The 12,897-nt window shown below is 68.8% G+C and carries 8 protein-coding genes; 1 reads left to right on the top strand and 7 read right to left on the bottom strand.

Going from position 1 to position 12,897, the window contains the following annotated elements:
- Nucleotides 1-200: 200 nt before the first annotated feature.
- From WI697_RS13235 to WI697_RS13215, 5 genes are all read right to left on the bottom strand, one after another.
- Nucleotides 201-1,100 carry an RNA polymerase factor sigma-32 gene (locus WI697_RS13235; protein WP_062763107.1) on the bottom strand — a complete coding sequence of 300 codons (900 nt, stop codon included), beginning with the start codon at nt 1,098-1,100 and terminating at the stop codon, nt 201-203.
- Nucleotides 1,101-1,337: 237 nt separating this feature from the next.
- A complete protein-coding gene (locus WI697_RS13230; RefSeq protein ID WP_014746569.1) occupies nt 1,338-1,835 on the bottom strand; it encodes a CarD family transcriptional regulator in 498 nt (165 codons plus the stop codon).
- A 454-nt stretch (nt 1,836-2,289) separates the two neighbouring features.
- The gene (fdxA, locus tag WI697_RS13225) at nt 2,290-2,628 is read right to left on the bottom strand and encodes a ferredoxin FdxA (protein ID WP_062763106.1); all 339 of its coding nucleotides are present in this window, start codon (nt 2,626-2,628) and stop codon (nt 2,290-2,292) included.
- Nucleotides 2,629-2,876: 248 nt separating this feature from the next.
- Nucleotides 2,877-3,311 (bottom strand): RNA-binding S4 domain-containing protein, encoded by a 435-nt coding sequence (locus WI697_RS13220; RefSeq protein WP_345958786.1) that lies wholly within the window; start codon nt 3,309-3,311, stop codon nt 2,877-2,879.
- On the bottom strand, nt 3,308-5,950 hold the full coding sequence (locus WI697_RS13215; protein WP_345958785.1) for a helicase-related protein: 2,643 nt from the start codon (nt 5,948-5,950) through the stop codon (nt 3,308-3,310). Before WI697_RS13215 ends, WI697_RS13220 begins: the two co-directional genes overlap by 4 nt.
- A gap of 245 nt (nt 5,951-6,195) precedes the next feature.
- Here WI697_RS13215 and htpG point away from each other — a divergent pair, with 245 nt between their 5' ends.
- The gene (gene htpG, locus WI697_RS13210) at nt 6,196-8,142 is read left to right on the top strand and encodes a molecular chaperone HtpG (RefSeq protein ID WP_345958784.1); all 1,947 of its coding nucleotides are present in this window, start codon (nt 6,196-6,198) and stop codon (nt 8,140-8,142) included.
- Here htpG and WI697_RS13205 read toward each other — a convergent pair.
- Nucleotides 8,130-9,674, bottom strand: coding sequence for an MFS transporter (locus tag WI697_RS13205; protein WP_345958783.1), 1,545 nt, complete (start codon nt 9,672-9,674; stop codon nt 8,130-8,132). The two genes, htpG and WI697_RS13205, sit on opposite strands and share 13 nt — an antisense overlap.
- A gap of 231 nt (nt 9,675-9,905) precedes the next feature.
- Complete coding sequence (gene acnA / locus WI697_RS13200) at nt 9,906-12,608, bottom strand: aconitate hydratase AcnA (protein WP_345958782.1); 2,703 nt, start codon at nt 12,606-12,608, stop codon at nt 9,906-9,908.
- Nucleotides 12,609-12,897 lie beyond the last annotated feature (289 nt).

The raw sequence follows: 12,897 nt of genomic DNA, 5'->3' as shown, positions 1-12,897 counted from the left end.
AGTTTTAAATATCATTGGCATAGCCGGGTCTTCGGTCAGGCGATGCTCCCCGACACCCGATCCCCTCCCAAGGGCTCGCCAAAAAAAGCCCCGGCCGGAGCCGGGGCATAGTGACGTTCGCCATGCGACAGAGTGTCCACGAAGACCGGCAGGCTGGCTGCACGGGCAGGCCTTCGCGAACCTGATGAGAGACGGGCCGGTCAGCCGGCCACTGCCTCAATCCGGTGACGCTCGCCGGCCTCGCGCATCTGGCGGGTGATCGACGAGCGGAGTTTCTCGATGGCGCGCTGCTCGATCTGGCGGACGCGCTCCTTGCTGATGCCGAGTTCCTCGCCCAGTTCCTGCAGCGTGACGGCGTCCTCGCGCAGGCGGCGTTCATGGATGATGACCCGTTCGCGGTCGTTCAGTTCGCGCAAGGCCCGGCGCAGCCAGCGGGAGCGGGTGCCCGCATCGCGCAGTTCGACCACCACTTCCTCGGGGCCAGGGCGATCATCGGCCAGAAAATCGACCCAGCTGTCGCCGCCGCCCTCGCTGTCGACGCCTGCATCGAGCGACTGATCAGCGGCCGAAAGCCGGCCCTCCATGGCCTCGACGGCGGCGACATCGACCCCCAGCTCCAGGGCGATCTTCATCCGCCCCTCATGGCTGATCGGGCCGTTGGTGCCTTCGCCCAGCCGGGCCCGCAACCGGCGCAGATTGAAGAACAGCGACTTGTCGCCCGCGGTGGTGCCGGTGCGGACGATCGAGTGGTTGCGGAGAATGAAGTCCTGGATCGCGGCGCGGATCCACCACATGGCATAGGTCGAAAAGCGGACATTGCGATCGGGATCGAACCGGCTTGCAGCCATCATCAGCCCGACATTGCCTTCCTGAACCAGATCGCCCATGGGCAGTGCATAGTTCCGGAAGCGGGCAGCCAGGGAGACCACAAGCCGGGCATAGGCGCTGACCAGACGGTGCAGGGCGGCTTCATCACCCGTCTCGCGCCAGGCGCGGGCCAGGGCCAGTTCTTCCTCGCGTTCGAGCAGGGGGGCCCGCATCGACTGTCGGATGTACCGCCGGTCGGCGGTCTGCGAGTCCTGGGTGTCGAGGTACGCCATGGCCGTCTCCCGTCGTCCTTGCGCCGAGTCTTTGCCTTGTTGCCTCCGGTCTACGCGGTCAGGCGGGCAATGGATCACCCGGCCTGCAGGAAAAACACCGGGCGGGCCGATTCGGATGCAGTCCGGACGGATTTTTTTGACCGTCGGGGCAACGGGCACGCAACGGGCCGCAAAAAAAGAACCGCCCGGGCGCGAAGGCCCGGGCGGTTCAAAACCGGATCGCCGGTGATCTGCCGGTCAGGCGGCGGCGTCGAGCAGGGTCTCGAGCTTGATCGCGGCGGTCTTCAAGTCCAGCTGCTCGACGGCGGCGTATTCCCGCGCCAGCCGGTCGAGCGCCAGCTGATACATCTGCCGCTCGCTGTAGGACTGCTCGGCCTGATCGCCGGTGCGATGCAGGTCGCGCACCACTTCCGCGATCGAGGTCGGGTCGCCCGAATTGATCTTGGCTTCGTATTCCTGGGCGCGGCGGCTCCACATCGCGCGGCGGACGCGTGCCCGGCCCTTCAGCGTGTCGAGGGCGGTGGTCATCTCGACCATCGTCGAGAGCGCCCGCATGCCGGCCTTCTCGGCCTTGATCACCGGCACCTTCAGCGTCATCCGATCGTCGTCGAAGCGGATCACATAGAGCTCGAGCGGCATGCCCGCGATCTCCTGTGCCTCAACCGCTTCGATCTTGCCGACGCCGTGCGCCGGATAGACGACCATGTCGCCGGTACCGAACCTCTTCTTCGCCATGGCTCCGCTTCCGTTCTGACGAACCGCTCCCGCAGGGACCGCCGTGCAAGCCTCTCCCGCCGCAGCCATCCAAAGGCGGCCCGGCAGGGTCGGCGGAAAAACCACCCCTGGCGCTCACATCCTTGTAAGCACCCGGGCATGCTGCAACGCGGCGATGCCGCTTCGGGAGGACGAGACGGCCGGGGGCTCGCGCTCCGGGCCGCGGGACTCATTTTGCCGATGACGATCGGGGTCCGGCCGCCGGCTCCGCTGAAGGGAACCATCCTCGACCGGGCTCTGGAGACCCACCGGGGGTCTCGGACTCGTCATCCTGGTGCAAAAATGAAGATAACATGACGGGCTTACGAGATAAAGCCCCGCGCACATGCGTCGAGCGCATGTGCGCGGGGCCTGATCCGCATGGCCGGAACCGACCGGGCGAAGGTGTTCGCGCTCAGGAGAAGAACTTCGGGCGTCAGCCCTGCTGGCCGGGCTTCTCGCTGAAGTGGTTGGCAAGCTTGTCGGGGACGCCGTTCCATTCGTCGGCATCCGCCGGCGCATCCCCCTTGTGGCTGATATTCGGCCACAGCTCGGCATATTTGCGGTTCAGTTCGGCCCACTGTTCCAGACCGTCGTCACTGTCGGGCTTGATTGCCTCGGCGGGGCATTCCGGCTCGCAGACACCGCAATCGATGCACTCGTCGGGATGGATCACCAGCATGTTCTCGCCCTCGTAGAAACAATCCACGGGGCACACCTCGACGCAGTCCTGATACTTGCACTTGATGCAGTTGTCGACGACCACGTAGGCCATGATTGCTGCTCTCCTCGGAACACGTTCGGCGGCGTAGGACGGCCCACGGAGCGGCAACCGTCGGACGGCGCATCATTTTACAACCAACACGTGCGTTATCGCAGTGCGGTCCTGCCTTCTGACGCAACCATACTCAATCCGCAGCGCCGGAAAAGTCCTTTGTGGAAGCATTTTTCCGGCCGATCCACAACAGCGAATGTGGTCGCATGTCTGATCACCGTCGGATTGCGTGCCGCAGACCGGCCGTCTCAGGCCGGGGCCGCCGCCGTTTCGGCAAGCATCGGCGCCGCCGTGGCCACCGGACGCAGATCGGTATAGAGCCCCCGCGCCTCTTCCGCCGGGCCCCGCCGCTCAGCCAGACGTGCCACCTGTACCACCCGGATCCGATTGCCCCACGAGAATGTGAGGACGTCCCCCGGTTTCACCATCTGGGCCGCCTTGGTGACCGGCATCCGGTTGAGCCGGATGAGCCCGTCGGCACACAGCCGCGCCGCCTGGGTGCGCGACTTGTAGAAGCGCGCACACCAGAGCCATTTGTCCAGGCGCTGGCGGCCGGCGTCGACGCCCGCGGTCAGGGCGAGGTCGTCGGTTGGCAGGATCGCGGCAAAGCCGACGGCATCCTTGTCGGAAGAGCGGTTGCGATAGGGGTGGTCGATCTGGTCCGTGGCGGGCCTCTGGGTCATCGGCTGGCACCTCTGCGGATACGTGCGGAGCCTTGGGACGATGGCCGCCCATCGCGCTCCCGCGCGGGGGTGGCCGGGGATCCGGCGTCCTGAACCAGGGCGCCGAGCTTGGCGAAGGGGTTGCCGGGGTCGACGGCCGGCGCCGCTGCGGCCGGGGGCCGGGCCGGCTTGCGGCCGCGATGCGGCTTGCGGGTACGATCGCTCCGCGCCGGCAGCACCGTCATCCGCCCGTCCTCGGCGGTCCGGACCGGATGGCCGAGCGCGGCGAGCAGGGCCGGTGCCTCGGCCTGGGGGCAACCGAGCGGCGCCAGCAGGCCGGGTTCGACCGTGAAACCGTCGCGCGCCTCGCGCAGCCCCGCCCTGATCCCGGCATCCAGCCGCTCGATCATGTCGACGCGCACCGCGCGCGGGCCGGCCGCAAGATATCCCGCAGCGGCCAGGGCACGGATGGCCCCGGCGGCATCGGGCAGGGTGAGCGAGGTTCGCACCCCGTCGGCGGCCTCGGGCAGAGAGCCTCCGTAGCGTGCCGCCAGGAACGGACGCCGCATCCGGATCCGCGCCGGTTCGAACAGCGGCTTCAGATACAGCCAGCGCCGCCCCAGCCGGACACCGAACCGGGCGAGGCGCTGGCGCTGGTCCGCATCGAGACCGGCAACCAGATCGGCTGCCGCCTCTGCCGGCGCGACCCCGCCGCCTTCGACCAGCCGGAAGGCGATCCCCCGGGCAGCGCCTTTGAGCGCCGCCGCCTCCAGCCGCAGCAGCGGCTCGTCGGCCTCGGCGGCCCTGGCCGCCAGCACGGCCTCGACCCGACGGACAAGATCGGTCGTGGCCTCGGACGGAAGATGGTCGCGATGCGGCAGAACCAGCTTCGGCCGGCCGTCGGGCTCGGCGCCCAGCCGGCCGAGCACGGCGCCTTCCACGGTGACGGCCGGGGCATCCCCCGGCTCTTCGACCAGCGCCACCACCGGGCCCAGATCGTCGCGGGCCGCCAGCCGGGCGAAACGCGCCTCCAGGAAGCGCCGGATCGATTTGCGCACCCGGTCGCGGACCGGGCGGATCTCGAGCAGACCCGCCGCCTCTCCGCTCGGCCGGAAGTCGAAACCGTCCAGCCTGCCGACCTCGCGGCCGTCCAGCTCGACGGCGCCGTCATGGGCGACCACCGGCTCCACGGCCCGCCAGGCCTCGGCCTGACGGCTCGCACGGGCCATGTCGCGATCGACGAAGCGCTGGGTCAGCCGGTCGTGCAGGGCGTCCGACAACCGGTCCTCGATCCGCCGGGCCTGAAGCTGGAACTCCCCCGGATCCGCCAGCCAGCCGGGGCGGTTGGCGACATAGCTCCAGGTGCGGATCCGGGCCAGCCGCTCGGTCAGCCGGTCCAGATCACCGTCCACCCGGTCGAGCCGGGCCAGATTCTCGCCGACCCAGGCCCCCGGCAGCCGCCCCTCGCGCTCAGGCTGGGTCAGGTGCAGGAACAGCCGGCGCAGCAGGCCGACATGGGCCGCGCCCACCGCCGCATGGAAATCGGGCACCCGGCAGACTTCCCAGAGCAGCTTCACCGCCTCGTAGCCGCGGGCACGGGCCATCAGCTCGGGCTGCCGCGCCATATGGGCGAGCGCCAGATGGTCTTCCGCCGGCGGGGCGGGGGCGAGCGCATCCAGATGGGGCTGCACGTCCAGGCTGCGCAGCAGCGCCTCGACGCTGCGGAAATCAAGCTCGCGCGACCGCCAGAACAGCCGGCGCAGCGGCTGGAAATCGTGATCCTCGATCGCCTCGACCAGATCGGGCGACAGGCCGCCGATCTCGGCCGTGGTGCCGAAGCTGCCATTGCGCAGATGGCGGCCGGCCCGCCCGGCGATCTGGGCCAGTTCCTGCGCCGTCAGCGGCCGGAGATCGCGGCCGTCGAATTTGCGGGTGGCAGCGAAACAGACATGGTCGACATCCAGATTGAGCCCCATGCCGATCGCGTCGGTCGCCACCAGGAAGTCGACCTCGCCCTCCTGATACATCTCGACCTGGGCATTGCGGGTGCGGGGGCTGAGCGCGCCCATCACCACCGCCGCACCACCGCGCTGGCGGCGCATGATCTCGGCGATGGCATAGACGTCGGCGGCCGAGAAGGCGACGATCGCGGTGCGCGGCGGCAGGCGGGTCAGGCTCTTGGCGCCGGTATAGACCAGCTTCGACATGCGCGGCCGGCTGTCGATCTCGATGCCCGGCAGCAGGCGGCGCATCAGCGGCGCGATGGTCTCGGCGCCCAGGAACATGGTCTCGGCAAAGCCGCGGGCATGGAGCAGACGGTCGGTGAAGATATGACCGCGGTCCGGGTCGGCCGCGAGCTGGATCTCGTCGACGCAGAGGAACTCGACGCCCAGATCCAGCGGCATGCTTTCGACCGTGCACAGGAAATAGCGCGCCTCGGGGGGCACGATCTTTTCCTCGCCGGTGATCAGCGCGACCTTGTCGGCCCCTTTGGCCCGGGCCACCCGGTCATAGACCTCGCGGGCCAGAAGACGCAGGGGGAAACCCATCATGCCCGTGCGATGCGCCAGCATCCGCTCCACGGCAAGATGGGTCTTCCCCGTATTGGTGGGGCCCAGCACCGCACGCAGCCGTGCCGACCCTTCGGGCGCAATCGTCATGAGAGAAGAATCGTACGGCCGCGCCTCCGGTTCAAGTGCGGATCTGCGACGGAATGAAGACGGCCGGATGACGACGGCCGCCCCATGGCACCGAGGGTGCGGCCACGCCCTTGATCCGTGACGAACCGCACATATATCGGGCAGGCTTTCGCGCCACCCGCGCATGCCTGACCGCGTGTGGCCGGCTGCCGCTGCCAGCCGACCTTCGCCCTTCCATCATTGCCCTGCCGAACGGACCTGATCCCATGGCTGAAGCCCTCGATACTGAAGAGACCCGCGTGTTCGATGCCGATGTCGGCCGCATCCTCGACATCGTCGCCCATGCCCTCTACAGCGAGCGCGAAGTCTTCCTGCGCGAGCTGATCGCCAATGCCGCCGATGCCTGCGACAAGCGCCGGTTCCTGGCGCAGACCGACGAGGCCCTGGCGGAGGGCGCCGGCGACCCGGCGGTGACCCTGGCGCCGGATGCCGGCGCCCGCACCCTCACCGTCTCCGACACCGGCGTCGGCATGAACCGCGACGAGCTGATCGCCAATCTGGGCACCATCGCCCGCTCAGGCACGGCCGAATTCGCGAAGAAGCTCTCGGGCGATGCCGCAAAGGACGGCAGCCTGATCGGCCAGTTCGGCGTCGGCTTCTATTCGGCCTTCATGGTCGCCGACGAGGTGGTGGTGGAAACCCGCAGGCTGGGTGAGCCGCAGGGCTGGCGCTGGACCTCGGACGGCCGCGGCGGCTACCGGATCGAGGCGATCGCCCGCGACGCCGTCGGCACCGACGTGATCCTGCGCCTCAAGGAGGATGCCGCCGAATTCCTCGACCCCTGGCGGCTGAAGGCCGTGGTCAAGCGCTGGTCCGACCATCTCGCCCTGCCGATCCGGCTGGATCCGCGCAAGGCCGAGGGCGGCAAGGAGGACGAGGGCGTCGAAACCATCAACGCCGCTCAGGCGCTCTGGACCCGGCCCAAGGCCGAGATCGAGCCCGAGACCTATACCGCCTTCTATCGCGACATTTCCCATGCCTTCGACGAGCCCTGGGCGGTGATCCACAACCGCAATGAAGGCACGATCGAATACACCAACCTGCTGTTCATCCCGACCGAACGGCCGGCCGATCTCTACGAGCCCGAGCGCAAGCCGCGCCTGCGGCTGCATGTCCGGCGGATGTTCATCACCGATGACTGCGAAGCCCTGCTGCCGGGCTGGCTGCGCTTCCTGCGCGGCGTGGTCGACAGCGCCGATCTGCCGCTGAACGTCAGCCGCGAGATGCTGCAGAACACGCCGCTGCTGACCAGGATCCGCCAGGGTCTGGTGAAGCGCGTGCTGGGCGAACTCGAAGGGCGGGCAAAGTCCGATGCCGAGGGCTATGCACGCTTCTGGGATGCCTTCGGGGCGGTGGTCAAGGAAGGCCTGTACGAGGATTTCGAGAACCGCGACCGTCTTCTGGGCCTCGCCCGCTTCCGGTCGACCGCCGTCGACGGCTGGACCAGCCTCGCCGACTATGTCGCCCGCATGAAGCCCGAGCAGAAGGCGATCTATGTGATGGTCGGCGACAGCGTCGAGGCGGCGCGGGTCAGCCCGCAGCTTGAAGGCTTCAAAGCCCGCGGGCTGGAGGTGCTGCTGCTCGGCGACCCGATCGACGGCTTCTGGACCATGATCGCGCCCGATTTCGACGGCAAGCCGATCCGCGCCGTGGGCCGCGTCGCCGACGACGAACTCGCGGCCTTCCCCAAAGTGGATGCAGACGGCAAGGCCGCGCCTGAAACGAAGGACGAGGCCGCCGAAGGTGAGGCCGGCATCGACGGTGCCGCCCTGGCCGATCTGATCGGGCGGGCGCTGGGTGACCGGGTGCGGGCGGTGCGGCCCTCGGCCCGGCTGGTCGACAGCCCGGCCTGCCTCGCCGCCGGCAGCGACGGGCCGGACCCGGCGCTGGAGCGGCTGCTGGCGCGGTCGGGCCGCGGCGGCCCGGTGCGGGCACCGATCCTTGAGATCAACCCCGACCATGCCCTGCTGAAGGCCCTGAAGGGCCTGGCTGCCGAGGCGGGTGAGGATGCGGCGGCCCGCGCCGCCGCGCTGGCCGAGCCGGCCGAGCTGCTGCTCGATCAGGCACGGCTGGCCGAAGGCGAGGCGCCGGCGGATCCCGCCGCCTTTGCCCGCCGGCTGGCCCAGCTGATGACCCGCGCCTATCGCGCCTGATCATCCTTCGGCGCGGGGGCATCCGTGCCGCCCTGATCCGGGGTCGCCGATCCGTCGGCGGCCCCGTTTTCGTGACCCCCGGCCGGCTTGCGGGCAGGCTCGACCGGTTCCGCCGGAACGTCGCCGTTCCGCAGGATCACCGCTTCAGGAACCACCACCGGGTCGACGGCAGGTGCTTCCGTGGCTGCGGCCATCATCGCCTCGTCGCTTTCCAGCGGCGGCTCGGCGCCCGAGATATCGGTCGCCATCACCGTCACCACCGGCGTGGTACGGGGCGAGACCACGGCCGGGGTCTTGGCGCTGGCCGGCACCTGCGGCCGGATCCGGGCACGATAGATGGCAAAGGCCGCCAGAACCGCCCCGGCCAGCACCGCCCAGGCGAACAGGCCCGAGGGACCGACCAGGCTCATGATGCCCGAGGCCATGATCGGGCCGATCGCCGAGCCGAGCCCGCCGCCCAGCACCAGCCCGCCGGCGGCGGCGATCATCCGCCCCGGTTCGACCAGATCGTTCACATGGGCGGTGGCGACCGGGTAGAGCGCATAACCGGCACCGCCCACGATCACGGCGCCGATGAACAGCAGCCAGATGGCGGCCGTTTCCGGGATGATGCCGGCAAGAAGCCCCGAGCCCGCGAGTATGCCGTCGGCCGGCGTCTCTGCCTGGGCCATGCTGCCGGCCCCGGCCATCACCACCAGGCTGCCGATCGTCACCATGATCGCAGCCCCCGCCAGCACGCGGCGGCGATCGATCCGGTCCGACAGCCAGCCCACCGGCCATTGCAGGAACAGACCGCCCAGGAAAACCGTGGCGACGAAAGCCGACACCCCGGCCGTGTCCAGGCCGATGCCGCGCGCGAACACCGCACCCATACCGCCCTGGATACTGCCGATGATCAGCCCGCTGGAGACCACGGCGGCGAGACCCAGCGGCGAAACCCGCCAGAGGGACAGAAGGCCGAGCCGGGGTGCGGCATGGATCTCGGGTGTCAGGCTGCGGGTCAGCGCCAGCGGCACCAGGGCCAGCGACAGGGCCATGGCGGCAAGCGCGTAGAGCAGCGGCATCCGCACGTCTTCCAGCGTCAGCAGGAACTGACCGCCGGCGAGCGCCAGGTTGAGCGAGATGATATAGGCCGAGAGCACCTTGCCGCGAGTCTGGTTGGTGCTGGCCGAGTTGAGCCAGCTTTCCGCGGTCATGAACAGCGCCGCCATGCAATAGCCGGTGACGACACGCAGCAATGCCCAGCCGACCAGATCCAGAAAGAAGCCGAGCGACAGGATCGCGACCGAGCCGATCGCCGCAAAGGCCGAAAAGGCCCGGATGTGCCCGACCCGCACGATCACCCGCTGGGCCGTGGCGGCACCGATGATCCAGCCCACGAAATGGGCCGCACCGACCAGACCGATGGCGATCGTGCTGACCCCTTCGACGGCGAGCCTGAGACCCACCAGCGAGGAGAGCATGCCGTTGCCCAGCTGGGCGATGGCGATGCTGAGCAGCACCGCGGCGACTGAGGCGAGAACCGTACTCATCGGATGAAAATCCGGCCGTGAACCTCCGGCCGTCCTGTCTGGCGGAAAAGGGCGGCACCGGTGCGACCGCAGGGCCCGTGCATCCGGTGAAACGACATGAGGATCAGTAAACCATGCGCCGCCCGGCCATGCCACCCGCTGCCGGCCGGGGCCGGGAATTATCGCCGAAACGACACACGCCCCGGCGCCAGAGGCGCCGGGGCGTGCGAATGTCGGCGTGAGACAGGCCGATCAGGCCTGGCCGCTCGCGATGCGGCGCAGCACATAGTGCAGGATGCCGCCGTTCTTGTAGTACTCGAGCTCGTCGAGGGTATCGATGCGGCAGACCAGCGGCGCCTCGACCACCTCGCCATTGGCGCGGGTGACCTTGAGGGTCAGCGCCTGGCGCGGCTTCAGGTCGTTGCCGAGGCCGACGATGTCGAAGGTCTCGGTTCCGTCGAGGCCGAGCTTCGCCCGGTCCCAGCCCTCGCCGAAGACCAGCGGCAGGATGCCCATGCCGACGAGGTTCGACCGATGGATACGCTCGAAGCTCTCGGCGATGACGCCCTTCACGCCCAGCAGCATGGTGCCCTTCGCCGCCCAGTCGCGCGACGAACCGGTGCCGTACTCCTTGCCGGCGACCACGACCAGCGGGGTGCCGGCATCGATGTAGCGCATGGCCGCATCATAGATGCTGAGCTGCTCGCCGGTCGGGATGTGGCGGGTGTAACCGCCCTCGACGCCCGGGACCATCTCGTTGCGGATGCGGACATTCGCGAAGGTGCCGCGCATCATCACCTCGTGGTTGCCGCGACGGGCACCGTACGAGTTGAAGTCGGCGGGGGCCACGCCATGCTCGGTGAGATAGCGGGCGGCGGGGCTGTTCTTCGCGATGTTACCGGCCGGCGAGATGTGGTCGGTGGTCACGCTGTCGCCCAGGATGGCGAGAGCACGGGCACCGTTGATCGGCGCGATCTCGTCGGACGCCACCGGCGACATGCCGTCGAAATAAGGCGGCATCTTGACGTAGGTCGAGGCGTCGTCCCATTCGTAGGTCTCACCTTCCGGCGCCTGAATGGCCTGCCAGGCGGCGTCGCCCGAGAACACGTCGGCATATTCGCCGCGGAACATCTGCGAGGTGATGACCGAGCGGACGGTCTCGCGGATCTCGGCCGAGGTCGGCCAGATGTCGCGCAGGAAGACCGGGGTGCCGTCCTTGTCGTGGCCGAGCGGCTCCTTGTCGAGGTCGACCAGAACCGAGCCGGCGATCGCGTAGACCACCACCAGCATCGGGCTGGCGAGGTAGTTTGCGCGCACGTCGGGGTTCACGCGGCCTTCGAAGTTGCGGTTGCCCGACAGCACCGAGGTCACGACCAGATCGCTTGCATTGACCGCCGCCGAGATCGGCTCGGCCAGCGGGCCGGAATTGCCGATGCAGGTGGTGCAGCCATAGCCGACCAGGTTGAAGCCGAGCGCGTCGAGCGCATCCTGCACGCCGGCGGCGCGCAGATATTCGGTCACGACCTTGGATCCCGGAGCGAGCGAGGTCTTGACCCAGGGCTTCACCGTCAGGCCGCGCTCGACCGCCTTCTTGGCGACCAGGCCGGCACCGAGCATGACGTCGGGGTTCGACGTGTTGGTGCAGCTGGTGATCGCGGCGATGGCGACATGGCCGTGCGTCAGCTTGTAATCGGCGCCGGCAACCTCGGCGACGGCGTCGGCGGCGGTGCCCTTGTTCTTGGTCAGGGTCGGCAGGCTCTCGCGGAACGAGGCCGGCACGGTCGAGAGCGGCACGCGGTCCTGCGGGCGCTTCGGACCGGCGAGCGAGGGCTCGACCGTCGACATGTCGAGTTCGAGGGTGTCGGTGAACACCGGATCCGGCGAACCGGCCTCGCGCCACATGCCCTGGGCCTTGGCATAGGCCTCGACCAGCGCCACGGTCTCGTCGTCACGGCCCGACAGACGCAGATAGTTCAGCGTCTCGCCGTCGATCGGGAAGAAGCCGCAGGTGGCACCATATTCCGGCGCCATGTTGGCGATGGTCGCACGGTCGGTGAGGACCATGTTGTCGAGGCCTTCGCCGTAGAACTCGACGAACTTGCCGACCACGCCCTTCTTGCGGAGCATCTGGGTGACGGTCAGCACGAGGTCGGTGGCGGTGGTGCCTTCCTTGAGCTTGCCGGTCAGCTTGAAGCCGATCACCTCGGGGATGACCATGCTGACGGGCTGGCCCAGCATCGCGGCCTCGGCCTCGATACCGCCCACGCCCCAGCCCAGAACCGCCAGGCCGTTGACCATGGTGGTGTGGCTGTCGGTGCCGACCAGCGTGTCGGGATAGGCGACGGTGCGGCCGTCTTCCTCGGCGGTCCACACGGTCTTCGCCAGATATTCCAGGTTCACCTGGTGGCAGATGCCGGTTCCCGGGGGCACGACGCGGAAGTTGTTGAACGCGCCCTGGCCCCAACGCAGGAACGAATACCGCTCGGCATTGCGCTCCATCTCGAGGTCGACGTTCTCTTCGAACGCGGTCGGGGTGCCGAAGCGGTCGACCTGCACCGAGTGGTCAATCACGAGGTCGACCGGCGAGAGCGGGTTGATGCGGTTGACGTCGCCGCCGAGCTGCTTCATCGCCGCGCGCATGGTGGCGAGGTCCACGACCGCCGGCACGCCGGTGAAGTCCTGCATCAGAACGCGGGCCGGACGGTAGGCGATCTCGTGATCGCTCTTGCGGTCCTTCACCCAGGCGACGAGGGCCTTGACGTCGGCGTCGGTGACGCTGCGGCCGTCCTCGTAGCGGAGCAGGTTCTCAAGCAGCACCTTGAGCGAGAAGGGGAGCTGCGAGACACCCTCGAGGCCGGCGGCCTCCGCCTTGGGCAGGCTGAAATAGTCATACGCCTTCCCGTCGACCGTCAGGGTCGAACGGGTGCTGAAGCTGTCAAGGCGGTTCGCTGTCACGACGACCTCTCCTCACGATGGACCTTGTCGCCTTGTCTTATCGACTGACGGGCATCGCGTTCGGGCGACGGGTGACGGGCCCGCCTCGCCGGCGGCCGCGTCACCTCGGGCCGGGGCAGGCGGCGGTCGATAAGACCGGTACCGGCATCGGTGAGGGGTCGGGTCGGACGGCGGACAGACGGGCGTCCGCCGCGGCCATCCTGTTGCGGCCCCGTCCGAAGGCCGAAGCTTTCGGGCTGGTGCACCGCAAACGGACGTCGCGGCGTCGATGCCGCGTTCGCGCGCCGTG

The organism is Tistrella mobilis (genome assembly GCF_039634785.1).
In the GTDB taxonomy this organism is placed as follows: domain Bacteria; phylum Pseudomonadota; class Alphaproteobacteria; order Tistrellales; family Tistrellaceae; genus Tistrella; species Tistrella mobilis.
Note: the sequence above shows the minus strand (reverse complement) of the source record. Positions and strands in the feature narration are given on the sequence as shown.